The sequence below is a fragment of the Novosphingobium sp. BL-S-24 genome (assembly GCF_055521575.1).
Genome location: NZ_CM145488.1, coordinates 1363161 through 1388563, shown reverse-complemented (window position 1 = coordinate 1388563; position 25403 = coordinate 1363161). Strand labels below are relative to the sequence as shown.

The window sequence follows — 25403 nt, the reverse complement described above, 5'->3', positions numbered from 1 at the left end:
GGCGCGCCGGTTATGGAACAGACTTTGCGCAACATCGCTCCCGGGGCTCTTGAAGATGTCCCGTTGACCGCAGCCGACGTTCGCGCGGCGGCGGAGCGAATTTCGGGCAAAGTGGTGCGCACCCCCACGCTCTACAGCTCCACGCTGAGTTCGATCACTGGCGCGGATATCTGGCTCAAGTTCGAAAACCTGCAGTTCACCGCCGCCTACAAGGAACGCGGCGCCCTCAATGCGCTGTTGCTGCTTCCGGAAGAGCGCAAGGCGCGCGGCGTGATCGCCGCATCGGCCGGCAACCACGCGCAGGGGTTGAGCTATCACGGCACGCGGCTTGGCGTGCCCGTCACGATCGTAATGCCCAAGACCACGCCTACCATCAAGGTGATGCAGACCGAAAGCGTGGGCGGCAATGTCGTGCTGGAAGGGGAAAGCTTCGATGAAGCCTATGCCCACGCCCGCAAGCTGGAGGTGGAGCGGGGGCTGACCTTCGTCCATCCGTTCGACGATCCGCATGTCGCCGCCGGGCAGGGTACCGTGGCGCTGGAAATGCTCGAGGACGTGCCTCAGCTGGATACGCTGGTGCTCCCGGTTGGCGGCGGCGGGCTGTCGTCGGGCATGGGCACCGTGGCGCGGGATATCAATCCTGACATCCGGCTGGTGGGCGTGGAAGCGCAGCTTTACCCGTCGATGTACAATCTGCTCAAGGGCACCAACCTGCCGATCGGCGGGGACACGCTGGCCGAAGGCATCGCCGTGATCGCCCCGGGTCTGATGACCTCCAAGGTGCTGCGTTCGCTGCTGGACGAGTTCCTCCTGGTGAGCGAGCCGCAGATCGAAAGCGCGCTGGCCCTGCTGCTGCAGATCGAAAAGACACTGGTCGAAGGGGCAGGCGCGACCGGCCTCGCCGCCGTGATCGCCAACCGTGAGCTGTTCGTCGGGCGCAAGGTCGGCCTGGTGCTGTGTGGCGGCAACATCGACACCCGGCTGCTGGCGAATGTCCTGCTGCGTGACCTCGCCCGGTCGGGTCGGTTGGCGCGGCTGCGGATCGGTCTGCAGGATCGTGCGGGGGCGTTGTTCAAGGTCGCCAAGGTGTTCCACGAGCACAACGTCAACATCATCGAGGTCTTCCACCAGCGCATCTTTACGCATTTGCCGGCAAAGGGCCTGGTGACGGAGATCGAGTGCGAAGCGCGGGACAAGGCGCAACTCGCTGCTTTGGTTTCGGCACTGCGGCGCGAAGGTTACGAAGTGAAGCAGGTCGAAACCGAGTAAGCTATCGGGCGTTGCTTTGGTGGGACGCCTTAGGCTAGCGCAAAAGGTAACACTTCGACTGCCTCTGCGACCCGGATTGGCACAGGCCAGTGCGGTTGCCGCCGATCTGACGCGAATTCGCTGCGGGTCGATCGGATATTGTGCTTAATTGGCTGGCGCGATGGGGTGTCGCCATGCATATTTCGGGACAGCGACGGACTGAGCGCCGGACACAACGCAAAAAGGAAGACTAAGCGCCGTGACGGCTCCGGTTCGATTTCCACGATTTTTCGTAACGAGCCCGGCGCCGTGTCCGTATCTGCCTGGACGGAGCGAGCGCAAGGTGTTCACCGAGCTCAAGGGCCCTCATGCGGATTCGCTGAACGATGCCCTTGGGCGGATCGGCTTCCGCCGCAGCCAGACGGTTGCGTATCGGCCGTCCTGCCTGGATTGTAATGCCTGCGTTTCGGTCCGCGTCGTTGCCAATGAATTCGTCGCGTCTTCCACACAGAAGCGTACGCTGAAAAGCCATTCGGATCTGGTCGCCACCGTGTGCCGTCCGTGGTCCACCAGCGAGCAGTTCGATCTGCTGCAACGATACCTCTCCGTCCGCCATCCCGAAGGTGGGATGACGACGATGGACGAGGTTGATTTCGCCGACATGGTCGAACACACCCCGGTGACGAGTTACGTGATCGAGTATCGCGAACCGTCACGGGGGGATACGCCCGGCCGCCTCGTCGGCGCATGCCTGACCGATCGGCAGTGCGATGGATTGTCGATGATCTACTCGTTCTACGATCCCCATCATGAGGATCGGCAGGGCCTGGGCAACTACATCATCCTCGATCACATCCGCCGCGCCAACGAGATGGGATTGACCTACGTCTACCTTGGCTACTGGGTCGAAGGGTCGCCGCGCATGCAGTACAAGGTGCGCTATCGCCCCATGGAAAAGCTCGGACGTTCGGGCTGGGAGCGGATTGGCCCGGCGGATCAGGATCGACTGATCGCCGCCGCCGTCGCGACCCCGCGTGGTCCAGATGACGCGTCCGGTACGAAGGACGGTATGTCAGCCATCGCCAAGGGCTGATTTCACCGCATCTCAGGCGGCGTATAGTTTAGCTTCCTCCGCGCGGCGGGATCGCAAGCCGTTCATCGGTTTGCCGTCGTTGTAGATCCAGCGCGCAAATTCCCTCTCAGCCGCGGCGAACTGCCCCTGCTTGTGCAATCGACCTAGGCTCGATTGGGCGACAGCGCCGGTGTTGTAGTGAAATGAAACCAGCGCATCGAACTGGTTCGGCGTCGCTGCTGCGCCATTCAGGAAGCGCGCGACCTCCTGCACATATCGTTCCACGTCCGCGGCAAAGCGGGCGTCGCACTGCTCCTGCGTCCACACCAGTCCTTCGCGTATGTCCGGCCCGGTGGATCCCCAGCCGATCGTCCATGGCGTGCCATCTTGGCTACCGGGATCAGGGTAGGCGTCGAACCGACCGTCGGGACGCCGCTTGGCGCACCCCTCCCACTTCTTGATAAGCGCCATCCCGGCACCGCCTAGTCGAAGCGGTGCCGGCTGGTCGTTGGAGGAGAGCGGGAGACTGAGATCAATCGCCCGGTCGAGCGTATCGACTTCTGTCTGATCGAACGGGCGGCCCAGCATCCCGCGCACGGCGTCGAAGATCGGCTTGCGGTTCATGAAGGCTCCTGTGCTGGTTGGATGACGATGGCGGAACGGCGTCCGCGCCACTGCAAAATATCCAGCCCATACGTTGTAGGAAACCTATTTGGTTCATTGGTAGCCTTGCCGCAAACGAAAGGGCGCCCGGATTGCTCCGGACGCCCCTCTCGGCGAACTGGTCGCCAGTCTCTGACGGATCAGAGGCTGTAGTACATGTCGAACTCGACGGCCGACGGCGTGGTTTCCCAGCGCAGCACTTCGGGCCACTTGAGTTCGAGGTAGGCTTCGATCTGGTCTTCGGTGAACACGCCGCCTTCGAGAAGGAAGGCATGGTCGGCCTGAAGGCTGTCCAGAGCTTCGCGCAGCGAACCGCAGACGGTCGGCACTTCGGCGAGTTCAGCGGGCGGCAGATCGTACAGGTTCTTGTCCATCGCTTCGCCCGGATGGATCTTGTTCTTGATGCCGTCGAGGCCAGCCATCAGCAGCGCGGCGTAGCACAGGTACGGGTTGGCCATCGCGTCCGGGAAGCGGAATTCGACGCGCTTCGCCTTTTCACCGGCACCGTAAGGGATACGGCACGAAGCGGAACGGTTGCGCGCCGAGTAGGCGAGCAGAACCGGCGCTTCGTAACCCGGTACCAGGCGCTTGTAGCTGTTGGTGGTCGGGTTGGTGAAGGCGTTGAGGGCCTTGGCGTGCTTGATGACGCCGCCGATGAAGTACAGGCACATGTCGGACAGGCCAGCATAGCCGTTACCGGCGAACAGGGGCTTGCCGCCATCCCAGATCGAGATGTGCGTGTGCATGCCGGAACCGTTGTCCTTCATGATCGGCTTGGGCATGAACGTGGCGGTCTTGCCGTATGCCTGCGCGACCATCCACACGACGTACTTGTAGATCTGCATGCGGTCGGCGGTCTGCACCAGGGTGCCGAACGTCAGGCCGAGTTCGTGCTGTGCAGCAGCCACTTCGTGGTGGTGCTTGTCGCACGGCAGGCCCATTTCGAGCATGGTGGTGACCATCTCGGCGCGGATGTCGGTAGCCGAATCGACCGGAGCGACGGGAAAATAGCCGCCCTTGGCGCGCGGGCGGTGGCCCAGGTTGCCGGTGTCGTACGACTTGTCGGTGTTGCCCGGCAGTTCGATGTCGTCGATCTTGAAGCCGTTGCCGTCGTAGCCGTCGTAGAACTTCACGTCATCGAACATGAAGAATTCGGCCTCGGGGCCGACATACACGGTGTCGCCGAAGCCGGCCGACTTGACGAACGCTTCGGCGCGCTTGGCGGTCGAGCGGGGATCGCGGGCGTAGAGTTCACCGGTCGAGGGCTCGACGATGTCGCAGAACAGGATCAGCATCGGCGTGGCCGAGAACGGATCGGTGTAGACCGCGTCCAGGTCGGGCTTCAGGATCATGTCGGATTCGTTGATGGCCTTCCAGCCTTCGATCGACGAACCGTCGAACATGAGGCCGTCTTCCAGCTCATCCTCGCCAAGAACCGACGAAACCATGGTCAGGTGCTGCCACTTGCCCTTGGGGTCGGTGAAACGCAGGTCTACCCACTCGATTTCCTCGTCCTTGATCTTTTTCAGGACGTCCTTTGCACTAGCCATTGTCTTGGTTCTCCAGCGTAACTCTTCCGATCCCGAAAGAGGATAAAGGGTGATTGATCAGGAATTACCGGTCGAAATTGGTTCGGCCTGGTTGCTATCAGGGTTCAGAGTGCGTCGTCGTCCCGTTCGCCAGTGCGAATCCGCACTGCGGTTTCCACGGGCACGACGAAGATCTTGCCATCGCCGATCCGGCCGGTCTGCGCGGCGTCGGCGATCGCTTCCACGACGCGGTCGGCCAAGGCATCGGGCACCACCACCTCAAGTTTCACCTTGGGCAGGAAATCGACGACATACTCGGCGCCGCGATAGAGTTCGGTGTGGCCCTTCTGGCGGCCGAAGCCTTTCGCTTCCGTGACGGTGATCCCGGACACGCCAACTTCGTGAAGGGCTTCCTTCACTTCGTCCAGCTTGAACGGCTTGATGATGGCTTCGATCTTCTTCACGCCTGACTGAACCCCTGCATCTAACCCGGACTGCTTGTCGAAGAGACGTCCAGTCCGGGAACCGAATGCCTCGCGCGCGAATTCCATCAAGAATCGTGCCAATGCGATTGGCGGTGTCCTAGGCCAACCACGCGCCTGCGGAAAGACCGGAATCGCGCCAATTCACCGTGTCGCGACGGGCCGTTGCAAAGCGTTAGTCAAACGGTAAGCAAGTTTTGTTCAAACTTCAGGCAACCACTGCCTGAAAAATGTGCAGCAGCCTTAAAGACGCAATCCTGCGGTTTCTTCGACCCCGGCCATAATGTTGAGGTTCTGCACCGCAGCGCCGCTCGCACCCTTGCCGAGGTTGTCGAGCATGGCGACGAGGCGCGCCTGGCTGCCGTCCTTCGCGGCCATGACGCGCAGCGTCAGCGTATCGGTGGGTTCCATCGATGCGCGCAGCAGCAATTCATCGGGCTGGTCGTCGATGACCTTTACGATCGTGCTGCCGGCATAAAAATCGTTCAGAGCGGCGCGCAGGTCGTCGGGGCGTCCGGCGGCGGGCATCATGGAAAGGTGCAGCGGCACTTCCACCAGCATGCCGCGATGCGCAGGCACGACGGCGGGCGCAAAGATCGGCGCGTGCGCGAGGCCGACGTGAACCTGCATTTCGGGGACGTGCTTGTGGCCCAGCGCCAGCCCATAAGCGCGGAAGGCGATGTCCGCGTCTTCCTCGTAACGGGCGATCAGGGCCTTGCCGCCGCCGGAATAGCCGGAGACGGCATGGCAGACATAAGGCCAATCGGCCGGCAGCAGGCCTGCGCGCACGAGCGGTGCCAGCAGCGCGATGAAGCCGCTGGGGTAGCAGCCAGGATTGCTGACCCGTTTGGCCGACGCGACGGCATCATGGCCGATCACTTCGGGGAAGCCATAGGTCCAGTCAGCCGCGGTGCGAAAGGCGGACGATGCGTCGATCACGCGGGTCTTCTCGCTGCGGATCATACCGACCGCGGACTTTGCAGCGTCGTCCGGCAAGCACAGGATCACGAAATCGGCGTCATTCAGCGCTTCGGCACGAGCGGCGTCGTCCTTGCGGCGATCATCGCTCAGGATCACGAGATCGAATTCGCTGCGATCGGCAAGACGCTCGGCGATTTCCAGGCCGGTCGTCCCGGCGGCACCATCGATGAATACAGATTGGGTCATCAGGCTTGCCCCTCGGTATCGGCGGCAGTCAGTTGGGACAGGGCGACATACCCCACCGGGCCGTCCTCTTCCAGCTGGCCCCAGGCCCATTGGCCCGAAATGTCGAGCACGTTGAACACGGCGTTGGCGGGCAGGTCCTGAATGGCGGGCGCATCGTCGCGACCATTGGCGCGCAGGACCGCGTTACCACGCACCAGGCGCGGCATCGGCGCGGCGTAGTGCGGCACGAAATAGAGGCCGGCCAACTTGATGTGAGCCAGGTCACCACGGACCGGCAGGCATCCAGGATCCGCGCGCACGCTCGGCCCGGTCATGGCAAGCATGCCTTCGGTCCGGGAAGGGCGAGTATACGAATCCACGAGGCTCAACGTCGGTACGTCTCCAAAGGCAAAGATGCGCGCGCCTAGCGGAGTCACGATGGGATCGCAAGTTCAGGCATAGCGGGCCTTGAGCATATGCCAGGCCGCGCGCAGTCCCAAAGCGTCGCCGCCCTTGGGGCGTCCGGGCTTGCCGGCTGGCCGCCAGGCGAACGTATCGAAATGCGCCCAGTCCAGTCCCTTGGGCACGAACCGGTCGAGGAACAGCGCGGCGGTGCTCGCGCCAGCAAATCCGCTGGAACCGGCGTTGTTGATGTCTGCGATGTCGGACTTCAGATATTCGCGATACCCTTCGTAGAGCGGCAGGCGCCAGCACGGATCGTCCACCGCCAATCCGGCGGCGAGCAGCGCCTCGGCGGTGGCGTCGGTCCGGGCGAACAGAGCGGGAAGGTCCGGCCCCACCGCCACGCGCGCCGCACCGGTGAGGGTTGCGAAATCGATGACGAGTTCGGGATCGTTCTCGCCCGCGCGGGTCAGCGCATCGCCCAGGATGAGGCGGCCTTCCGCGTCGGTATTGCCGATTTCCACCGAAATGCCCGCTCGGCTGCGCAGCACGTCGCCGGGGCGAAAGGCATTGCCCGCGATGGCATTTTCGACTGCCGGGATCAGCAGGTGCAGGCGCACTTTCAGCCCTTGGCTCATGATCAGGCGACCCAGGGCCAGGGCATGAGCGGCGCCGCCCATGTCCTTTTTCATAAGCAGCATCCCGGACCCGGGCTTGATGTCGAGGCCACCCGAATCAAAGCAGACGCCTTTGCCGACGATGGCGATGCGCGGATGCTTGGGGTCACCCCATTCCAGTTCGATCATGCGCGGCGCGTGGGAGCGGCCCGCCGCCCGGCCCACGGCGTGGACCATGGGAAATTCGCTTTCCAGCATGTCGGCACGGGTCACGCGGATGTCGGCGCGGAACGCCGTGTGCAGGCTTTCCGCTTCGGCTTCCAGCTGGGCAGGCCCCATGTCTTCGGCAGGCGTATTGACCAGATCGCGCACCAGCATCACCGCTTCTGCTTCCGCGCAGATGACGTCGATGGCTTTTGCCTCGGTGGTCAGGAGCACGCGGGGTCCGGTGTCGGAGGCATCCGACTTGTAGCGATCGAAGCTGTACTGGCCCAGGATCCAGCCCAGTAGGGCGGGGCCGGGCTCGCCGCCTACACAGCGATATGTGCCGGGCGGGAGGCCCTCGGCGACTTTGGCGAGGCACCAGGTCGATAAGGACGCGATGTCAGACACGCCCGCCGCCGCGCTCCATTCATCGCCATCGGCAATGATCGCCAGCTGACCGGCATCGCCGGTAAAGCGCTGCGCGGTAAGGGCGGCGCGCTGGGAGGCGTTCAGTCCCTTGAGGAATTTCTCAAGCCCGTCACCCGCGTCACCTTTGCTGATCAGGTGGAGGGAAATGGCCTTTTGGCCACGATCGGGCTGGATCAATGCGTTCTTGTCGCTCATGCCGCGAATCTCTAGCCTTCCCATGAGCCTGAGTGCGAGAGGAATTTTAATGCGGTACGGCGGTTGGGTTGCAGTTCTGGCGATGACGCTGGCGGGATGCGGCAGTTCGGACGACCCGACACCGCAGCCGGTGCAAAGCGCGGTGGCGGTAGAGGAAGCAGACGACGTACCTTCCGAAGCACCCACCGAGGTCGCTCCGCCCGCGCAGGGTCGTTCGGAAAAGGACGAGAACGACCTCTACCAGTTCGCCTATTCCTACCCCGACGCCGCAGCGGCCATCCCGGCCTTGAAGACCATGCTCGACCGCCGTTTGAACGCGGCGAAGGCCGACTTGGTCTCGTCGGCCCGCAGCGGGCAGGAAGAAGCGAAGAAAAGCGATTTTCCCTATCACGCCTACGCCCGCCAGACGGAATGGAAGGTTGTTGCCGATCTGCCTGACTGGCTGTCCCTCTCATCCCAGTTCTACGAATTTTCCGGCGGGGCGCACGGCATGACCACCAGCGATTCGCTGGTCTGGGACCGGCGCGCCGATACCGCTCGCAAGCCGATGGACATGTTCACCGGGGCAGCGGCGCTGCGCACGGCGATCCAGCAGCCCTTCTGCGCCGCGCTGGACCGGGAGCGGGCCAAGAAGCGCGGCGCACCGGTGCAACCGGGAAGCGGCCAGATGTTCACGGAATGCATCGACCCTGCCGCGCAGACATTGATCCTGGGATCGACGAACGGGCGCACATTCGACCGCATCGGCATCCTCGTCGCCCCGTATGAAGCTGGGCCCTACGCGGAAGGCAGCTATGAAGTGACCCTGCCGGTAACGGGCCGAGTGATGGCGGCGCTGAAACCGCAGTATCGCACGGCGTTCAGCACCCAGCCATAGGTGGCGAGGGCAAATCCAATCGCCGGGTTCCGCCGTATTGCGGACCTTTGTAATTGCAGGCAATCCCTGCGCGTGAGTGACTTCCTCAAGCGTGCCTTAAGGTTCTTTGGTCTGCTAGCCAGTCTGCCGTTCAGCGTTAGTTTTGTTAGCGCTTGGCAGGAAGCTTTGGGTTTTATTCTATTCCTTTTCGCAATACCGCTACTTCCGTTGACCCTCATATTCGGATCAATTATCTGGTTCGTACGCGGTATTACATTTTCAAAAGAAATAGAAGTATTAGGGGGCAGGGTGGTTGTGATTTTTGCGACGCCGGTACTTCTCCTGTGTACTATAGTTTTATTATGGCCATCGTTATTTTCCGGTCAGTATTTGGGCACTATGTCACGTTTATTCTTGAACTACAGCCATTACGAGCAAATAGTTGCAAGCGTGAAAGTTCGCAAAAAAGCGGCTTGGTATGCAGTTGACGACGGCGTCACTTACTCGGTGGATGTCGGACCGCCGGTTCGGGTGGCTTTCAATCCCGCAGGCTTCCTCGATAACTGGTCAGGCATCATTTACGACCCGACAGGTGATGTGATGCTTGCAGATGGCTTCAACCCTGTAACCGGGAAATTCCTTGCCCCAGACAGAGTAACCAAGCTTTTTGACGGCGACTTGGTAGATTGTAGCCATCTCTGGGGTGATTATTATCGCTGCTCCTTCACTTAGGGTACGCTTCTCACCAATTCTTGCGACCCCACTTAACCCCTCAGTCTGTCCGCACGACCAAGACGGCGTCCGTCCCGATCTCGCAATTCGTGATTCAATGCGCTATGTTGGCACCATGACAGAATACCAGATCGTTGAACCCGGGCAGGAAACGCTGCTGCGCGATGGCACTATCAAGCTGCATGGCCCGGATGGTTTTGAAGGTATGCGGCGTGCCGGGCAGCTGGCGGCGCGCATCCTTGATGAGATTGCGCCGATGGTGCAGCCGGGCGTCACCACGGCGGCGATTGACGACAAGGTTCGTGAGTTGACGCTGGATGGCGAGGCGGTTCCGGCGACGCTTGGTTATCGTGGCTATGCGCATTCGTGCTGCATTTCGATCAACCATGTGGTGTGCCACGGCATTCCATCGGAAAAGACGCTCAAGGACGGGGACATCGTCAATATCGATGTGACGCCGCTGCTGGACGGCTGGCACGGTGATTCCAGCCGCATGTATCTGGTCGGCGATGTGCCGCTGAAGGCTCGCCGCCTGGTGGAAGTGACCTACGAATGCCTGATGATCGGCATCGCGCAGGCCAAGCCGGGTAACCGGGTGGGCGACATTGGCGCGGCGATCCAGGAATATGCAGAGGCGAACCGCTACGGCGTTGTCCGCGAATTCTGCGGGCATGGCCTGGGCCGCCTGTTCCACGACGCTCCCGAAGTGGTGCACGCCGGGCGTCCGGGCACCGGTCCATTGCTGAAGCCGGGTATGTTCATGACGATCGAGCCGATGATCAACCTTGGCAAGCCGCCGGTGAAGATGCTGGCCGATGGCTGGACGGCAGTAACGCGCGATAAGTCCCTGTCGGCACAGTTCGAACACTCCATCGGCATCACCGAGGATGGGTGCGAGATCTTCACCACCAGCCCCAAGGGCCTGCACAAGCCGCCTTACGTCTGAGGCTCCATCGGGGCGAGCGCCGGATCTTCAGAAAGAGATCACCGCCTCGCCGATGGCATTCCATATCTCGTCCAGCTGATCGTCCGTGATGCAATAGGGCGGCATTACATAAACGGTGTTGCCCAGCGGGCGCAGCAGGATGTCGCGCTCGCGGAAGAAGGCCATCAACTCCGGCGCAAGGTTGTCCATGTAGCCCCCGCTGCCCAGGGTCTTGAGATCGATGGCGGCGATCGTGCCCATCGCGCGCGGGTTGTCGAAATGGCAGAAGCGGGCGAGTTTTTCCAGCCACGCCGCCTGTCGTGATGCAAGGTCGGCCACGCATTCCATGACCGGCTCCTCGCGCCAGATGTCCAGATTTGCCGCCGCCGCCGCGCAGGCCACCGGATTGGCGGTGTAGCTGGACGAGTGGAAGAACATGCGCGCCCGGTCGCTGGACCAGTGCGCGGCGAATATCGGTTCGGTGGCCATCGTCACCGCCAGCGGCATCGCGCCGCCGGTCAGCCCTTTGGACAGGCACAGGATATCCGGGACAATCCCGGCCTGCTCGCACGCCAGCAGGGTGCCGGTGCGGCCCCATCCGGTCATCACCTCGTCAGCAATGAACAGGACGCCGTGCCGCGCGCAGATGTCGCGCATCGCTTTCAATGTGGTCGCCCCGTACATCAGCATGCCGCCTGCGCCGAGCACCAGCGGCTCGACGATCAGCGCGGCGGTGTCGCTTTGCCGACACAGGGCGTCGAGCGCGTCGAGCGTCTCCTGTTCCGCCCCGGCAGCTGGGAAAGGGATGCGCCCCACATCGAACAGCAGCGGCTCATACGCCTGATTGAACACGCCGCGCGCGCCGACCGACATCGCGCCGATGGTGTCCCCGTGGTAGGAATGCTCCATCACGATGATGCGGTGCCGCTGCTCCCCGCGGGCATGCCAGTATCCCAGCGCCATTTTCAGCGCGACTTCGATGCTGGTGGAGCCGGAATCGGAAAAGAACACCCGCGTCAGTTCCGGCGGCATGATGGCCGTCAGCCCGGCGGCGACCCGTTCCGCCGGTTCATGCGTCCATCCCGCAAAGATGATCTGATCGAGGTGCCGCGTCTGCCCGGCAATGGCGTCCATGATGCGCGGGTGGCAGTGGCCGTGCGTGGTGACCCACCACGACGATATGGCATCGATGACCCGTCGCCCGTCCGCCGTATGCAGCAGCGCGCCCTGGGCATGGGTGACGAGCGGGATCGGTTCTCCCAGACCATGCTGGGTGAAGGGGTGCCAGATCGGCGATGCGGCAGGGGGCAGGGTCACGCAAAATCCTCCAGCCGGAACGCAGCGGCGAACGCGTTGCGCAGCGTGTCGGGCGTCAGCGGATCAAGGCGGGGCAAGCGGCCCAATCGCTGGACGCCGCCCATCGCGCAGATCGTGGCTTCGCTATCTTCCACCTCGTCCCCCACGAATGCCACGCCGATGATCGGGACGGAGCGCGCCCGCAGCGCCTCGATCGACAGCAGCGTGTGGTTGATGGTCCCAAGCTGGGTTCGCGCAACCAGCACTACCGGCGCGGACCACCGTGCGAACTGATCGGCGTAGGTCTCAGACCGGGAAATCGGCACCAGCACGCCGCCTGCACCTTCGACCACCAGCGGCCCGTCGATCGTCGGCAGCGCCAGCCGTGCCGGGTCGATCGCGACGTTATCCAGCTCCGCCGCGCGATGTGGGGAGCAGGGCGTGGCAAGCCGATACGCCTCAGGCAAAATGCGCGAGGAGGTCAGGCCGGAGAGGAAAGCGACGCGCTGCGCGTCGGTCCCGTCATCATCGATCCCGGCCTGCACCGGCTTCCAATAATGGCCTTGCAGCGCCCCCACCAGCCCGGCGGCGAATACGGTCTTGCCAATGCCGGTGTCGGTTCCGGTGACGATGATGGAGCGCGGCGATGTCATGCGCCGTCACCTAGCGCGGCGCAGGTGGCAGGTCACCACCCGGTACGTGACTTCGCATCCGCTTTGGGCAAAACGATCCATGACCCGGCGCATCTGACCGGGTGACAGCGGACGGTGGCCGGGGTGCGATGTGCCTGCTCCTATCGCCTTGAGGGCACGAACGAACGCGCGCGGATCGGCATGCCGCTCGACATGATCCTCGACCGTCAGCGATTGGGGCGCGAGCGTTTCGAACGCCGCCACAGGGGCAAACCGGGGGGTGCCGGGCACGATGCCTTCCGCCTCATGCGCTGCCCGCCATTGCGAGAAGCTGCCGGGCGCCAGCGTGGTGACGACCAGATGGCCGCCAGGTGCCAGCCATCGCGCCATGCGGGCAAGAGCGGCGGGAGCATCGTCGAACCACTGCACGGCAAGGCTTGAGCCAATCAGATCGAACGGTCCACCTTCCGGCACGCCGCGTTCCCCGTCCAGAACGGCGAAGGTGGTGTTCCGGCCCTGCCTGAGACCCTCTAGCCGCGTGCGGCAGCGATCCACCATTTCGGGGGCGATATCGGTGATGAGCCAATCCCCATCAATGCCGGCCTCGATCAGTGAGGTGGTGAGAAACCCCGTCCCGCAGCCGATCTCCAGAACGCGCGGCATCGCAGGCAGATCGAGCGCGGCGATGCGTTGGGCCAGCATTGCCGCAACCTCGCGCTGGATGCGGGCATGGCCATCGTAGTCGGGCGCGGTCGCGAAGGCCCGCCGGACGCGGTCGCGCTGGTTCATCGGGAGAGTGCCGCCATCATGTCGCGAACCGCAGCGGCACAGGCGTGCGGGTTCTCGACCGGGAGCAGGTGGCCGCAGTCGGGCAGCTCGATGCGGTCGGCGCGGGGAAGAGTGGCAGCCCGCATGTCGGTGGGCAGCAGCGGATCACGCCCGCCGTGCAGGGTGACGATCGGAACGCTGGTGGGGGAAAGATCGGTCGCGCGCAGACGCAGGAGGTCGGACTTGAGCGGAGCGGCGTCGATGGTGCGGAACGGTTCCTCGCAACCGCACAGGCGCCGGAAGTCCGACAGCACCTTTTCGGGCTGCGTTTCGAAGCGGAGCACCATCCGGTCGAGCACGCGCTGCGGCACACCGGGCTTGCCTTCGTTGGCCACAAAGCGGTCGAAGCCGTTGATCGCCACGATGCCCACCAGCCCGGCCGGGGGCGCCGCCAGGACCCGCATGGTCCCGAAGGAATGGGTGACGGCCACGCATGGTCCCTCCACGATGGGGGAGGCGGGCGGGCCGAAGTAGCCGCGATCGTCGATCACTTGCGGCCATTCGCTCAGCAGCGCGGCCAGCGGCTGCCAGAAATGACGATCGAACCCCCAGCCGTGCGCGAACAGCAGCTTCATGCGCCAGCGCGTCCGATCGCCGCGATCATGGCCAGCAACCGGTCAATATCGTCCCGCGAATGCCCGGCACGCAAGGCCAGCCGCAGCCGGCTGGTTCCCGGCGGAACCGTTGGCGGACGGATGGCGGAAGCGAGGAAGCCGTGGGTTTCCAGCGCTGATGATAACGCCATCGCGTCCTGTTCCGCCCCGATGATGGCGGGCACGATCTGCGTTGAAGACGCCCCGTGATCGATGCCGAGCCGTGACAGCCCCGCCCGCAGGTGATCGCCCAATGCGGCCAGATGCGCGCGCTCCGCTTCCATCGTGGGCACGAGGTCCAGCGCCGCGTCGATGGCGCCGAGAACGGCGGGCGGCGGCGCGGTGGTGAAGATGAAGCCGCTGGCCGCGTTCGTCAGGTAATCGATCAGCACCCGCGATCCCGCGACATACGCGCCGAAGCCGCCGAGCGCCTTGCTGAACGTGCCCATGACCAGATCGACGCGGCCGGGCGTCAACGCCGTCAAGCCGCGACCTTCGGCGCCGAGAACGCCCGTCGCGTGGGCCTCGTCCACGAAGAGAGCTGCGTCGTGACGTTCGGCGATCGCCGCCAGCCGCTCCATGTCGACGCGGTCGCCGTCCATCGAAAAGACGCTTTCGGTCAGGATTAGGCGGGCCGGGGCGTCCGCCCCTTTCGCTGCCAGCAGTCCCTCCAGATGGTCCAGGTCGTTATGACGGAACCGGTGCTGGCGGACACCGGACATGGCGATACCTGCGTGCATGCTGGCGTGGATCAGGCGGTCGGTGAACAGGGCGGCACCGGGCATAGCGGCCAGCAGGGCGGGGATCACGGCAGCGTTCGCCTGCCACCCGCTGGCAAAGATCAGCGCCGCCTCGCAGTGCTTGAATTCGGCAATGCGCGCCTCGAGCGCAAGATGCGCCCCACTGGTACCCGTCACCAGCCGCGACGAGCCTGATCCGGCCCCGTACCGCGCGGCCCATGCGCCTGCTCGCTCCGTCAGCAACGGATGGCGCGCCAGGCCGAGATAATCGTTGCTCGAAAAATCGAGTAACTCTCGACCGTCGCGTTCCACCAGTCCGCCGGGCAACAGGGCGCTGGGCCGCAGAATGCGGCGCTGGCCCGCGCCCTCGATCCGGGACAACGCCGTTGCAAGAAGGGAATCGAGCCTACTCATCGCGCGTGCGGTATGGCATGGCGCGCCCGGGCACAATGGCCGGAACGCAGCGGCCGATCAGGGTGTGAACATCGGGCGCAGGACCTTTAAGCGCGACCGGGCGTTGTTCTCTTACGATAACAAGAAAGTCGGGTGCCCTTTGAAACGCATTGCCCTTTGCCTCCCCTTCCTGATGACCGTCGCTGCATGCGGATCGCGCGACGACCAGCCGGCTCCTGCGCCCAAGGACGTCGCGGAAAAAGCAGTCGCGGGCGACACCCTGGCGTTTGCAGACGCCCCCGGCGGCGGCGAAACCGAGGCGGCGGACAGCCTGATCATGCGTGCTCAGGTCGCGCTGGATCAGGCGGCGTTCTCTCCGGGCGTGATCGATGGCAAGGAAGGCCAATCCTACAAACTGGCGCTTGCCGGTTTCCAGCAGGCGCGCGGCCTGCCGGAAACCGGCACGCTCGATCCGGCGACGCAACAGGCGCTGTTTCCGGCAAATGGCACGGCGGCCACTCGCCACGTCGTGATACCCGCAGCTTTTGCCAAAGGCCCCTTCGTTCGCGATCTGCCCAGCCGTACCTCACAGCAGGCCGGGTATGATTTCCTTGGCTATCGCTCGATGACCGAAGCGCTGGCCGAGCGCTTCCATACCACCCCCGATACGCTGGTCGCCCTCAACGGGCCGAACACGATGCTGGCCGGGGGGCGGACCATCCGTGTCCCGGCAATCGCCAACGTGCCGCTGGCAACGATCGAAGGCGACGAACGCGGCTGGGCGCAGACGTTGCAGAAGCTCGGCGTAGCGGCCGAGCAACCCGATGCAGAGCGCATCGTGGTCGACAAATCGGAAGGCACGCTGCGGGTCTATGACAAGCAGGACAAGCTGATCGCGCAATTTCCCGTCACCACCGGAAGCGAACGAGATCCGCTGCCGCTCGGCACCTGGAAGATCAAGGGCAAGTCACGCAATCCCGATTACCAGTACGACCCGGATCTGTTCTGGGACGCCAATCCCAATGACAAGGCGAAGAAGCTGGCTCCCGGTCCAAATGGCCCCGTCGGCGTGGTGTGGATCGACCTGTCCAAGGATCACTACGGTATCCACGGCACCCCCGAACCGGCAACGATCGGTCGCGCCGAAAGCCATGGCTGTGTGCGGCTGACCAACTGGGATGCGGCCCGCCTTGCCCAGATGGTCCATACCGGAACCGAAGTCGTCTTCGAAGCGTGACGAACGGCAGGGCGCGTCCGTTTCAGGACGGGCCGATCCTGCGGCCCTTGTTCCTGCAGCGCCATGAACCTAGCCCGTCGGGGTTCTGAAGGTTCAAGGGATAACACCATGAAGATTGCACATCGTCTTGCCCAGGCAGGGTTGCTGGGCGGCATCGGCGCGCTGGCGATGGCCCAGCCTGCCATGGCGGCTACCGTCACCGCAGAGGCCAACGTGGCTCGGTCCGAAGGGTCGTGGGGCGGCGAAGTGGCGGTCGGCGTGCCGGTGATCCAGGATGGCGGCTTTGCGATCACGCCGGGGGTCGGCGCGTTCTTCCACAAGCGCGACCATGACGGCTATTACGAAGACAATTCGCAGTGCTTCCGCCGTTCTGACAACGAACAGGTTTCCGGCGGGCGGTGCGATAACTCCGGCACCAAGCTGTTCGGGAAGGTCGAGGCCACCTATACTCTGCCGCTGTCCTTTACCGTCGGCGCGGGCGCGCGGTTCATCGGTAATGACCTGCGCGCCTACGGCACCGTGGCGATGCCGCTTGCGCCGTTCGTCAGCGTGAAGGGCAACATCGGCGACCATTATCTGGCGGCGGGGTTGCAGGCGAAGTTCTGAACCGCCCCCTTCGGCTCAGACTTTTGCCGGTCGATTGAGCAGGGGAGGGAAGGGGCGTGCCAGTCCCTCCATCTGCCGATCGCTGATGATCCGGCCAGCCATCAGCACTTGCAGCACGCGTGGCATGATCTTTCGCATCGCGCCGATGGCCGCGATCGCAACGGCGAGGACGATGAACGGGGTGATCAGGAAGGCCGCCAGCACCGCGCCGTCACCGCCCTGCGCTGTGACCGGGCGGAACAGCAGCCACAGCAGGCCGATCACCAGCGGATGGCAGCAGAACACGAAGAAGATCCCCTGCTCAAGCCTGCGAAACACCGTCGATGACCACGGATGACGGGCAATGGCGTTGGCGATCAGCCAGAACGTAACCGCCCCCGCTGATCGCTGCAGAATGAGCAAGGATGAGGCCAAGGGCCGGGTGGTCCAGACGAATGCGTGGTTCGGAAACATCAGGGGCGCCAATGCAAGGGCCAACAGCGTCAGCGCGCCTATCGCCAGCATCGGACGGGGCCGCCGGATCAGGATCGCCGGAACCTGCCAGCGCCCCAGACCTAGTCCCAGTCCGAGCGTATAGAACAAGGGTATGCTGCTCGACAGGACGATTTCGCCGTCGAGGTTCCACAGCATGTTGATCAGCAGCGCAGCCATCAGCAGATACGGAATCGAGCGCAATCCGGCGACAAGGATCGGCACGGCCAGGCTGCACAGGAAAATGTCGCGCAGGAAATAGAGCGGCGTCAGCCGGGGGCGGGCGTCCACGGCCAGAATCAGGCGGGGGAGCATCGCGGGATCGGGCAGGTCGGCTCCCAGCGACAGAACTGCGTCCTTTCCCAGCGCGATCAGGTTCCACAGGACCAGCGGGACCAGCAGCGTCATCACTTTCTTGCCCAGCGTCGCGCGGAAGGGTCCCCCCAAGGCGGTGCGCGCCACCAGATAGCCCGACACGATGCTGAGGAGCGGTACGCTGGAGCGGCCCAGCATTTCCCGGACCACCCGGATCGCCGCATCGGTGCTGAACAGCGCTTGCGGCACCTCCGCATTATAAGGCGGCACATGAACGTACATCACGCAAAGGATGCAGAGCACGCGGGCTATGGCGATGGTGTTCGACGTGGTCTGGCTGATGCCGCGTTTCATGGCGCTTCCTGGGCGGACGGCAAAGCGGATCGCAATGCATCGCCGTCGGCAGCGAGTAGCATGCCCTCACCTAGGGCGGGGGACGCTTAGGTCCGGCGTGGAGCAGTCTTGTGGGGGGGGGCTATTCGCCCAGCAGGTCGAGATAGGCCACCACGTCGTTGTCGGTGGCGATGAACAGGCCGTCCTGCACGTCTTCGGGTTGACGATCCGCGATCCGCATCGCTTCGGACAGCGGGCCGTAGAACAGGGTATTGGCCGCTCCACCTTCGGTCCCGCCGTCCAGATGGTAGAGGCGGACCGACGCTTCTTCGTAGGTGGAGCGCATCAGGTTTGGTCCCGATCACGTCGCGCACCGTCGAGCGTGCGCTCGATCCTGTCACGATCAGCGGCAGTGGCGTTGCGCTGCGCCTTGGTTTGGCCATGGCGCGCGCGGTTCTGGTCGGCAGTGGCCTGGTCCGCCGATCGCGCCTTGGCCTTGCGCGCCTGCCGCAGGTTGATGATGTCTGCCATGGGCCGCGTTCTACCGCGCTTTGATGGATCGGAAAAGGGCCGGAGCAACTAGCTCCGTTTTCAACCTTTCTGGGCCGAAAGCGCGATCAGGCTTCCACCGGAGCGGTCGTGACGCCCAGATCGGGCAGGCCGACCGATCGCTTGCCCGAAAAATCGGTGCGCACCACGATGAGGCCGTCCTTCTCCAGGTAATCGAGCAGGCGCTGCACTCGGCGCGGACTGCTGGTGCCATAGATGCGCGCCAAATCCATGTCGTCCGGGCACGGCTTCCCGTCCAGCGCGGCGCGGGCGATGACGTAGAACGTGGCCAGCGCATCGTCTGGCACATGCTTGGACAAGTTGATGAGGTCGCTCCACCGCTCGTCGTCCGGATCAGCGATCCCCGCCAGCGCGGCGGCGAAGCCCCGGCGGAACATCGTCGCATCCAGGCCGCGAACGGAGATGCCTTTCATCCGGCAGCGGATCGTGAAATCCTGGAACAGCGTGGTGGATGACTGGAACGTGCAGTCCTCTTCCTGCGCCATCGCGTTCATGATCTCGATCATCGCGGCGCGGCTTTCTTCCGCCTCCGGTTCGGCGCGCTGGCGTTCGCGCTCCCGCTCGCGCGCTTGTGCGCTCGTCGGCTCCAGCAGCTCGTTCGCGGCGATCCGGCGAGCGAGCGTCTCCGCATCCTCGGTCTTCGGGGCGGGGCGGTGGAACTCCGCGCGTTCGGGCTCGACGTGCAGGTTTTCGTGAAGCAGTTCGCGCAGTTCAGCGGTGGTCGCGGTGGGCAGGGGCGCAAGACCGGGCGTGACCGACTTGGCCCCCGTCCGCACCGACCCCACGTTCACGGGCACCGGACGGCGCGAGATCGCCGGGCCAAGGCCCAGAAACTGACCGCGCGCCAGATCGCGGATCTGCTCGGCCTGCCGCCGCTCCATGCCCAGCAGATCGGCGGCGCGAATCATATCGATGTCGAGGAACGTGCGCCCCATCAGGAAGTTGCTCGCTTCCGCCGCGACGTTCTTGGCCAGCTTGGCCAGCCGCTGCGTGGCGATCACCCCTGCAAGACCGCGCTTGCGACCCCGGCACATCAGGTTGGTCATCGCCGCCAGACTGACTCGACGTGCCTCTTCCGATACTTCGCCGGCGGCGGCGGGCGCGAACATCTGCGCTTCGTCGACCACCACCAGCGCCGGATACCATTGTTCACGCGGCGCATCGAACAGGGCGTTGAGGAACTGCGCGGCGCATTTCATCTGCTGGTCTATTTCCAGCTCGTCCAGCGCCAGCACCACCGATGCGCGATGCTGGCGGATGCGCGCGGCGAGGCGGGCGATTTCCGCCTCTCCATAGGCGGACCCGTCGATCACGACGTGGCCGAATTCCTCTGCCAGCGACACGAAATCGCCTTCGGGATCGATGACCACCTGCTGGACGATGGTGGCGCTTTCTTCAAGGATGCGGCGCAGCAGATGCGATTTTCCCGACCCGGAATTGCCCTGCACCAGCAGGCGGGTGGCAAGGAGTTCCTTGATGTCGATTTCGATCGGCTGGCCCTGCGGCGTCTGGCCAATGATGATGTTCGCGCTCACGGCGTGCTCCTGCCAAAGCGCAGGGTAAAGGCGCAAGGTGCCCAGGTCCCTTTATCCAGAGATCATCGACCGGTGGCACGCCCCGCCAAGCCAGCACGGCCGCCTACAGGCCCAGCAGTTCCTCGGCCGCTCGCGCCAGATTGTGCGTTGTGTAGGGCTTTTGCACGACCACGCGCGCCCGGTGCTCGTCGGGCAGCTTCGCCTGCTCGCCATACCCGGACGCGAAGAAGAACGGCACGCCCATGTCGCGCAGGCGATCGGCAATGCCGAAGCTGGTCTGATCGCCTAGATTGATGTCGAGGATCGCGAAATCCGGTGCGCCTTCGTCCAGCAGATCGTGAGCGGCTTCGGTGGTCGATGCCGTGTTCAGCGTGGCGCCGAAGCGGGTGAGAATATCCTCGGCATCCAGCGCGATGATCAGGCTGTCTTCCACCAGCAGCACGGTCTGGCCGTCCAGCAGGTCCGGCCGGACCGGCGCGTGATGAGGGTTCTTCGCGTGAGGCAGGGTGATTTCCGGCCCCTTGAAGTTCCGCCGCTCTGAAACGTGGCGGGCCGGGATGCGGAACTGCGCCCGCACGCCAGCCGGTTCGTAGTAAATCTCCGCCGACCCGCCAAGATCGTATGGCACCGAGCGTTCGACGATCGTGGTGCCGAAACCCTTGCGGCTGGGAGGCTGCACCGTGGGGCCGCCGCTTTCCTCCCAGTCGATCACAAGGTCTTCGACATTGTTGCGGTGCCAGGAGATATGAACTTCTCCCTCACCCGAAAGGCTGCCGTACTTGGTGGAGTTGGTCACCAGTTCGTGAACGACGAGAGCCATTGTCGAATAGGCCTGCGGATTGAGCAGGACCGGCGGCCCTTCAGACGAAATCGCGCTTTCCTTGTTCGCCGCGAAGGCCGCCGTTTCCGCCTCGATCAGGGCCTGAAAAGGAGCAGGACCCCAGTGATCGTCGGTGATCTGGTTGTGCGCGCGGGCAAGCGAATGAATGCGCCCGTCCACCACTTTCACGAATTCGCGAACCGCCTCCTCGTCAGGCTGAGACTGGCGGATCAGACCGCGAATGACGCCAAGGATGTTGCGAACCCGGTGATTCAGCTCCGCAATCAGCAGTTCCTGCCGGGCGTTGGTCTGGTGCCGCTGGGCGGCGGCTTCGTCGGCCAGGCGCAGGACCACTTCGATCAGGGTCGCGCGCAGCGTTTCGGCGACGCGAATCTCCGACGGAGTGAAGGGGCGCGACCGGCCTTCCACCGTCTCCAGCCACTCGGCAAAACTCTCTCGCGGGGTAAGCCGGGGTCCGTTGGGGCCATATTCCACCGGCTTGTGCGGATCGCCCGCCCACCGCACCGATTCGCGCAGTTCGGATCGGAACAGGACGACGTAATCGCGCGGGGATCGGGAAATCGGGATGGCGAGCAGCCCAGACGCCTCTTTGGCGAAAGGGGCCGCGCGGTCGATCAGGGAACCGATGTGATCGGTGGCGAAGACCTTGCCCGCCGCCGTGCCGTTGAGGGCGCGCACGATGCGGCGAAAATCGTCCGTGGGCGGGGTCACGCCGGAAAACGCGTAGTTGCCGTTGACCCACACGCCAACGCCGTCGGCGGGGATCGTGCTGGTCAGAATGTCGGCCAGCCAGTCGGGATCGTTGAGCAGTGTTTCGTCGGAAGCGACGGCGCCGAGCAATTGGTCGGAGATGTCGCGGGCGCGGCGCTCGTATTCGATCAGCGCCCGGCGTTCGCGGCTTTCGAGGCGCATGGAAAACATTTGCGCAAACAGTTCGGTGACCGATCGCCGCTCGAACGTGGGGGAGCGGGGCGAATAGTGATGGCAGGCGAACAGGCCCCACAGCTCGTCATCGACGATGATCGAGATGGAGAGCGAGGCGCGCACGCCCATGTTCTTCAGATACTCAAGGTGGATCGGTGACACCGAGCGCAGCACCGACAGCGAGAGATCGAGCGGTCGGCGATGCTCGTCCAGTTCCGGTGTGATGCCGACGGCGCGCGCATCCACGTCATGGATCACGCGCAGGAGGTTGCGCTTGTAGAGCGCGCGGGCCTGCTGGGGAATGTCGGTAGCGGGGTAGTGCAGCCCCTTGAACGATCCGATGCCGGATTTTGCGGCCTCAGCCACGACCTCGCCCGCTCCGCCCGGCGAGAACTGGTAGACCATGACCCGGTCGTATCCCAGCAGGGCGCGAACCTGGCGCGCGCCTTCGCGATAGAAGGCGGCCATGTCGGGCTGATTGTCCAGACGCGCCATCATCGAACGGACGGCGTTGCTGGCGTCCCCATGGTCCAACGTGCCGGGTTCCGCCTCGATCACGATCTGGCCACCCGACATATGGATGGCGAAATCGAATGGCTCGTCGTGGTCATTGACCAGGCAACCGAACAGGCGCTCCACCGTGTCGGGCGCGACAAGGTAGGCCATGCGGTTGCGCAGATCGTGCATCAGTTTGGGCGGCAGGAAATCGGCGAGCGGATTGCCGATCATCAGGTCCGGCTCGAACGGTAGGAACGACGATACGTTGGCAGACGTGCGCGCCACGATCCAGTCCGTGCTCACCGCAATCAGAAAGCCGACCGGCTGGATGGAGCCGAGCAAATGTATCGGTTCTCGATCGCAGTTCGAAAGATTGAAATCGCTCACATAAGTCCTTGTGCCAGCGCAGCCGGGGCTCGATCAAGTGCAAACCCCCGCTGTCGCCTTGGTTCCGTTTTAGGTGGTTCTCATGTCATTATAGGTGCCGTTAATTTCGCGGGTAAGTTTCCGACTTCGGAGGGTGGGTTTTTGCGCGGAAATGTTAACTAATTATAGTAATGTCGCGTAGTAGGGTCAGGGCAGCTGTGGGGGCTGGGATGCCTATTCGTGTAATCTTTTCAATGCTGTTTGGGCTATTATGTGCCCACATGTGGGCTGCCCCCGCGAAGGCGGCCACCGTCGTTCTACGGCCGAGCGTATGTCACGCCACTGCACCAGCCGCCTTGCCAGCCGATGCCGTCCAAAACCTGCCATTCCAGTGCAGTCGGATCCCTCGATATGATGAGTATAGCGAGGGCTGGGTGTGGCTTAAAGTGCGCGACATCGGCTCGTTGAAAGCGATGCCCGATGACTGGCAATTGCTGGTTGATCAGGCGCGTTTCGATCGCTTGAACATTCAGGTCGTCGCGGCAGATGGCAGCGTACAGTCGTTCAGTGTGACGCCTGAAAACATTGGGAAAAACTGGGCGCCGGGGGGCGTTTTGCGCTTCACCGTCGCGCGACCGGGCCAGGAAATTCAAGCGATCTACATCGGGTTCGAACGGCTCGACAGTCTGGCAACGATGCGCAAGATTTCGGCGCAGGCCCCAGCAGATGCCAATCGGCAGGACCAGATATGGCTGGCGCTGATGGGCGTTTTTGCCGGTGCGATCCTGTCTGCTTTCGCCTACAATCTGCTGATCCACACCGGACAGAGGCTGGTTTTTCAGCGCTGGTATCTCATCTGGTCCGGCCTCGCCCTCGCCTATGGTTTATCCTGGACCAACGCGCTGGCATTCGTCATTCCGGGGTTTGCCGGACCTCTGGCGGTTTCGGCGGATTACCTGCTTATTTCGGCGCTGGTTGCCGCTGCAAACATCTTCTTTCTGGCTCTGATTGAAGACGGCATACTGCCGCGCTGGCTCGTCCGCGCAAGCAAGGCGCTGGCGACAATTTCCGTTATTTTCGGCGGGCTTGTGGTTGGCCGCTGGTTCGGTGACCCCGGCATACTGGATAGAGTGCTGAACCTTATCTTCGTTGCCAACGCCCTATGCGTCGGATGCGGTGTCGTGATTGCGATCCGCAAGCGCAGCCGAGTAGTTGCGTTTTACCTCACGGGATGGACGCCTGTTCTGGTCGTATTCAGTTTACGTCTCGGCCGGAATTTTGGCCTGTTAATTCAAGATGATACCATCGACATGGCGACGTTCGCGGCCTTGGCATTCGAGGCCGTCGCATTCTCGCTGGGGAGCGCCGACCGCTTTCGCCGACTGGGCAAGGAGCGCGATCTGGCTGAACAGTCACGTAAGGTCATGCAAGCGGAAAGCGAGACATTCCGCCGCGCCGCCCATACGGACTTTCTGACTGGCCTTGGTAACCGAGCCCATTTTCAGGCAACGCTGCGAAAGATGTGCGATGCGGCAGAACCCTTCACGCTTCTGCTGATCGACGTAGATTACCTTAAGGAAGTCAATGATCGGCTGGGCCATGATGGCGGTGATTTCATCCTGGCCAGTGTTGGCAAGGGATTGCTGAAAGCGGCAGATCACGGTCATGTGTCCCGTATCGGCGGCGATGAATTTGCCATCCTGCTGCCCGGTGGACGGGCCTCCCAGCAATCCATAGAGCAGGCACTTGAGGCATTGCAGGGCACGCAATTGCATCACGCTGGCCGTTCCTGGTCGCTTTCCCTGAGCATCGGCCTTGCGCGTTTCCCCGAAGATGCCGGGGATGCCGACGTGCTGGTAAAGAATGCGGACCTGGCGCTCTATCAAGCGAAGCAGACCGGGAGACGGCGCATGCTGCGGTATGAGCCGCCTTTGCGCGCCCAAATCGATCGCCAGCGAGTATTCGGTGAGGAGGCCTCCAACAGCATCGAGAGGGGCGAATTTTCGCTTCATTATCAACCTATTGTCGATCTCCAGACCGGCCTCACCGGATCATACGAGGCGCTACTGCGTTGGCGGCATCCGGTGCATGGCACGATGACCCCCGCCATTTTTGGTGCAATGCTCAACGACCGCCGCACCGGTCTGTCAGTGCAGCAGCATGTGCTGGATCTGGCATTGACTGCCTTGCGCGATCATCCTGAAATTCTTCCCCGAATATCGGTTAATCTCATCGCTGCACAGCTTGATGGTCCACATGCGGCCGCCCGAATGCTCGATCGAATTCGCGACGAGGGCATTTCTCCTGATCGGCTATGCATCGAGGTGACCGAAGACTTCGTGCTGGACCGGTCAATCGATGTGACAGCCAAGGCTCTCGGCGTTCTGCATGATGCGGGCGTGACGGTGGCTCTCGATGATTTTGGAACCGGCTATGCCTCTCTCATCCACCTGAAATTGCTGCCTTTCGACATTCTCAAGATCGACAAGTCGTTCACGCTCAGCCTCTTCGACGACGGTGGGCAGAGCGAAGAGATCATCCGCGCTATCGTCGGCTTGGGGCATGGTCTTCGCAAGCAGGTGGTGGCGGAGGGCGTCGAGACACAGGCCCAGCGCAAGCGGCTGGTCGAAATGGGCTGCCATCTAGGTCAAGGATACCTTTTCGCCAGACCAGTGGCGATCGAAACGTTGGCGACCAGATTGCAGGCACCTCACGCAGCATGAAT

Annotated in this window: 24 protein-coding genes; 8 read left to right on the top strand and 16 right to left on the bottom strand. The window is 63.4% G+C overall.

Annotation, left to right across the window (positions count from 1 at the left end; genetic code table 11):
- Positions 1-12 precede the first annotated feature (12 nt).
- A complete protein-coding gene (locus ACZ1JM_RS11870; RefSeq protein WP_465135050.1) occupies positions 13-1269 on the top strand; it encodes a threonine ammonia-lyase in 1257 nt (418 codons plus the stop codon).
- Positions 1270-1507: 238 nt separating this feature from the next.
- Positions 1508-2341 carry an arginyltransferase gene (locus tag ACZ1JM_RS11865; protein WP_465132609.1) on the top strand — a complete coding sequence of 278 codons (834 nt, stop codon included), beginning with the start codon at positions 1508-1510 and terminating at the stop codon, positions 2339-2341.
- A gap of 12 nt (positions 2342-2353) precedes the next feature.
- Here ACZ1JM_RS11865 and ACZ1JM_RS11860 read toward each other — a convergent pair whose 3' ends face one another.
- The 6 genes from ACZ1JM_RS11860 to ACZ1JM_RS11835 form a co-directional block, all read right to left on the bottom strand.
- Positions 2354-2944, bottom strand: a complete 591-nt coding sequence (locus ACZ1JM_RS11860) for a lysozyme (RefSeq protein WP_465132608.1) — start codon at positions 2942-2944, stop codon at positions 2354-2356.
- A gap of 179 nt (positions 2945-3123) precedes the next feature.
- Complete coding sequence (gene glnA, locus ACZ1JM_RS11855) at positions 3124-4533, bottom strand: type I glutamate--ammonia ligase (RefSeq protein ID WP_465132607.1); 1410 nt, start codon at positions 4531-4533, stop codon at positions 3124-3126.
- A gap of 104 nt (positions 4534-4637) precedes the next feature.
- Positions 4638-4976 carry a P-II family nitrogen regulator gene (locus tag ACZ1JM_RS11850; protein WP_007685114.1) on the bottom strand — a complete coding sequence of 113 codons (339 nt, stop codon included), beginning with the start codon at positions 4974-4976 and terminating at the stop codon, positions 4638-4640.
- A gap of 261 nt (positions 4977-5237) precedes the next feature.
- Positions 5238-6161: an N-acetyl-gamma-glutamyl-phosphate reductase gene (argC, locus tag ACZ1JM_RS11845; RefSeq protein WP_465132606.1), complete on the bottom strand. Its 924-nt coding sequence runs from the start codon at positions 6159-6161 to the stop codon at positions 5238-5240.
- Complete coding sequence (locus ACZ1JM_RS11840; protein WP_465132605.1) at positions 6161-6475, bottom strand: SH3 domain-containing protein; 315 nt, start codon at positions 6473-6475, stop codon at positions 6161-6163. The genes argC and ACZ1JM_RS11840 overlap by 1 nt, the downstream gene beginning before the upstream one ends.
- Positions 6476-6592: 117 nt before the next feature.
- A complete protein-coding gene (locus tag ACZ1JM_RS11835) occupies positions 6593-7987 on the bottom strand; it encodes a leucyl aminopeptidase family protein (protein ID WP_465132604.1) in 1395 nt (464 codons plus the stop codon).
- 49 nt (positions 7988-8036) lie between these two features.
- Here ACZ1JM_RS11835 and ACZ1JM_RS11830 point away from each other — a divergent pair, with 49 nt between their 5' ends.
- The 3 genes from ACZ1JM_RS11830 (at position 8037) to map (ending at position 10521) form a co-directional block, all read left to right on the top strand.
- The gene (locus tag ACZ1JM_RS11830) at positions 8037-8864 is read left to right on the top strand and encodes a DUF4163 domain-containing protein (RefSeq protein WP_465132603.1); all 828 of its coding nucleotides are present in this window, start codon (positions 8037-8039) and stop codon (positions 8862-8864) included.
- 72 nt (positions 8865-8936) lie between these two features.
- Positions 8937-9575 (top strand): hypothetical protein, encoded by a 639-nt coding sequence (locus ACZ1JM_RS11825; protein ID WP_465132602.1) that lies wholly within the window; start codon positions 8937-8939, stop codon positions 9573-9575.
- A 115-nt stretch (positions 9576-9690) separates the two neighbouring features.
- On the top strand, positions 9691-10521 hold the full coding sequence (map, locus tag ACZ1JM_RS11820) for a type I methionyl aminopeptidase (protein ID WP_465132601.1): 831 nt from the start codon (positions 9691-9693) through the stop codon (positions 10519-10521).
- Between the two features lie 27 nt (positions 10522-10548).
- Here map and ACZ1JM_RS11815 read toward each other — a convergent pair whose 3' ends face one another.
- Genes ACZ1JM_RS11815 through bioF form a run of 5 tightly spaced genes read right to left on the bottom strand, consistent with a single transcriptional unit; the run spans position 10549 to position 15003 of the window.
- On the bottom strand, positions 10549-11817 hold the full coding sequence (locus tag ACZ1JM_RS11815; protein WP_465132600.1) for an adenosylmethionine--8-amino-7-oxononanoate transaminase: 1269 nt from the start codon (positions 11815-11817) through the stop codon (positions 10549-10551).
- The gene (bioD, locus tag ACZ1JM_RS11810; protein WP_465132599.1) at positions 11814-12449 is read right to left on the bottom strand and encodes a dethiobiotin synthase; all 636 of its coding nucleotides are present in this window, start codon (positions 12447-12449) and stop codon (positions 11814-11816) included. The genes ACZ1JM_RS11815 and bioD overlap by 4 nt, the downstream gene beginning before the upstream one ends.
- A 6-nt stretch (positions 12450-12455) precedes the next feature.
- Positions 12456-13217: a methyltransferase domain-containing protein gene (locus ACZ1JM_RS11805; RefSeq protein ID WP_465132598.1), complete on the bottom strand. Its 762-nt coding sequence runs from the start codon at positions 13215-13217 to the stop codon at positions 12456-12458.
- Complete coding sequence (locus ACZ1JM_RS11800) at positions 13214-13831, bottom strand: alpha/beta fold hydrolase (protein WP_465132597.1); 618 nt, start codon at positions 13829-13831, stop codon at positions 13214-13216. Before ACZ1JM_RS11800 ends, ACZ1JM_RS11805 begins: the two co-directional genes overlap by 4 nt.
- On the bottom strand, positions 13828-15003 hold the full coding sequence (gene bioF, locus ACZ1JM_RS11795) for an 8-amino-7-oxononanoate synthase (protein ID WP_465132596.1): 1176 nt from the start codon (positions 15001-15003) through the stop codon (positions 13828-13830). The genes ACZ1JM_RS11800 and bioF overlap by 4 nt, the downstream gene beginning before the upstream one ends.
- A gap of 172 nt (positions 15004-15175) precedes the next feature.
- Here bioF and ACZ1JM_RS11790 point away from each other — a divergent pair, with 172 nt between their 5' ends.
- Both ACZ1JM_RS11790 and ACZ1JM_RS11785 read left to right on the top strand, forming a co-directional pair.
- A complete protein-coding gene (locus tag ACZ1JM_RS11790) occupies positions 15176-16219 on the top strand; it encodes a L,D-transpeptidase family protein (RefSeq protein ID WP_465132595.1) in 1044 nt (347 codons plus the stop codon).
- Positions 16220-16327: 108 nt separating this feature from the next.
- A complete protein-coding gene (locus ACZ1JM_RS11785; RefSeq protein WP_465132594.1) occupies positions 16328-16825 on the top strand; it encodes a hypothetical protein in 498 nt (165 codons plus the stop codon).
- Between the two features lie 15 nt (positions 16826-16840).
- Here ACZ1JM_RS11785 and ACZ1JM_RS11780 read toward each other — a convergent pair whose 3' ends face one another.
- The 5 genes from ACZ1JM_RS11780 to ACZ1JM_RS11760 all read right to left on the bottom strand — a co-directional run bounded on the left by ACZ1JM_RS11780 (position 16841) and on the right by ACZ1JM_RS11760 (position 22699).
- Positions 16841-17965, bottom strand: a complete 1125-nt coding sequence (locus ACZ1JM_RS11780) for an acyltransferase family protein (RefSeq protein ID WP_465132593.1) — start codon at positions 17963-17965, stop codon at positions 16841-16843.
- A 121-nt stretch (positions 17966-18086) separates the two neighbouring features.
- Positions 18087-18290: a hypothetical protein gene (locus tag ACZ1JM_RS11775; RefSeq protein ID WP_465132592.1), complete on the bottom strand. Its 204-nt coding sequence runs from the start codon at positions 18288-18290 to the stop codon at positions 18087-18089.
- Complete coding sequence (locus tag ACZ1JM_RS11770; protein WP_465132591.1) at positions 18290-18475, bottom strand: DUF4169 family protein; 186 nt, start codon at positions 18473-18475, stop codon at positions 18290-18292. The genes ACZ1JM_RS11775 and ACZ1JM_RS11770 overlap by 1 nt, the downstream gene beginning before the upstream one ends.
- 86 nt (positions 18476-18561) lie before the next feature.
- Positions 18562-20049 carry a helicase HerA domain-containing protein gene (locus ACZ1JM_RS11765; RefSeq protein ID WP_465134985.1) on the bottom strand — a complete coding sequence of 496 codons (1488 nt, stop codon included), beginning with the start codon at positions 20047-20049 and terminating at the stop codon, positions 18562-18564.
- Between the two features lie 103 nt (positions 20050-20152).
- The gene (locus ACZ1JM_RS11760; RefSeq protein ID WP_465134984.1) at positions 20153-22699 is read right to left on the bottom strand and encodes an HWE histidine kinase domain-containing protein; all 2547 of its coding nucleotides are present in this window, start codon (positions 22697-22699) and stop codon (positions 20153-20155) included.
- 260 nt (positions 22700-22959) lie between these two features.
- On the opposite strand from ACZ1JM_RS11760, the gene ACZ1JM_RS11755 reads away from it, so the two are divergent.
- Positions 22960-25401, top strand: coding sequence for a putative bifunctional diguanylate cyclase/phosphodiesterase (locus tag ACZ1JM_RS11755; RefSeq protein ID WP_465134983.1), 2442 nt, complete (start codon positions 22960-22962; stop codon positions 25399-25401).
- The last annotated feature ends 2 nt before the right edge of the window (positions 25402-25403 follow it).

Excerpts from the sequence above, each read along its gene's own strand:
- ACZ1JM_RS11790 (WP_465132595.1), top strand. The coding sequence starts at position 15,176 with ATGACCGTCGCTGCATGCGGATCGCGCGACGACCAGCCGGCTCCTGCG.
- bioF (WP_465132596.1), bottom strand. The coding sequence starts at position 15,003 with ATGAGTAGGCTCGATTCCCTTCTTGCAACGGCGTTGTCCCGGATCGAG.
- ACZ1JM_RS11830 (WP_465132603.1), top strand. The coding sequence starts at position 8,037 with ATGCGGTACGGCGGTTGGGTTGCAGTTCTGGCGATGACGCTGGCGGGA.
- ACZ1JM_RS11775 (WP_465132592.1), bottom strand. The coding sequence starts at position 18,290 with ATGCGCTCCACCTACGAAGAAGCGTCGGTCCGCCTCTACCATCTGGAC.
- ACZ1JM_RS11770 (WP_465132591.1), bottom strand. The coding sequence starts at position 18,475 with ATGGCAGACATCATCAACCTGCGGCAGGCGCGCAAGGCCAAGGCGCGA.
- ACZ1JM_RS11780 (WP_465132593.1), bottom strand. The coding sequence starts at position 17,965 with ATGAAACGCGGCATCAGCCAGACCACGTCGAACACCATCGCCATAGCC.
- glnA (WP_465132607.1), bottom strand. The coding sequence starts at position 4,533 with ATGGCTAGTGCAAAGGACGTCCTGAAAAAGATCAAGGACGAGGAAATC.
- bioD (WP_465132599.1), bottom strand. The coding sequence starts at position 12,449 with ATGACATCGCCGCGCTCCATCATCGTCACCGGAACCGACACCGGCATT.
- ACZ1JM_RS11835 (WP_465132604.1), bottom strand. The coding sequence starts at position 7,987 with ATGAGCGACAAGAACGCATTGATCCAGCCCGATCGTGGCCAAAAGGCC.
- ACZ1JM_RS11785 (WP_465132594.1), top strand. The coding sequence starts at position 16,328 with ATGAAGATTGCACATCGTCTTGCCCAGGCAGGGTTGCTGGGCGGCATC.
- ACZ1JM_RS11870 (WP_465135050.1), top strand. The coding sequence starts at position 13 with ATGGAACAGACTTTGCGCAACATCGCTCCCGGGGCTCTTGAAGATGTC.
- ACZ1JM_RS11755 (WP_465134983.1), top strand. The coding sequence starts at position 22,960 with ATGTGGGCTGCCCCCGCGAAGGCGGCCACCGTCGTTCTACGGCCGAGC.
- map (WP_465132601.1), top strand. The coding sequence starts at position 9,691 with ATGACAGAATACCAGATCGTTGAACCCGGGCAGGAAACGCTGCTGCGC.
- ACZ1JM_RS11800 (WP_465132597.1), bottom strand. The coding sequence starts at position 13,831 with ATGAAGCTGCTGTTCGCGCACGGCTGGGGGTTCGATCGTCATTTCTGG.
- ACZ1JM_RS11840 (WP_465132605.1), bottom strand. The coding sequence starts at position 6,475 with ATGACCGGGCCGAGCGTGCGCGCGGATCCTGGATGCCTGCCGGTCCGT.
- ACZ1JM_RS11860 (WP_465132608.1), bottom strand. The coding sequence starts at position 2,944 with ATGAACCGCAAGCCGATCTTCGACGCCGTGCGCGGGATGCTGGGCCGC.
- ACZ1JM_RS11805 (WP_465132598.1), bottom strand. The coding sequence starts at position 13,217 with ATGAACCAGCGCGACCGCGTCCGGCGGGCCTTCGCGACCGCGCCCGAC.
- argC (WP_465132606.1), bottom strand. The coding sequence starts at position 6,161 with ATGACCCAATCTGTATTCATCGATGGTGCCGCCGGGACGACCGGCCTG.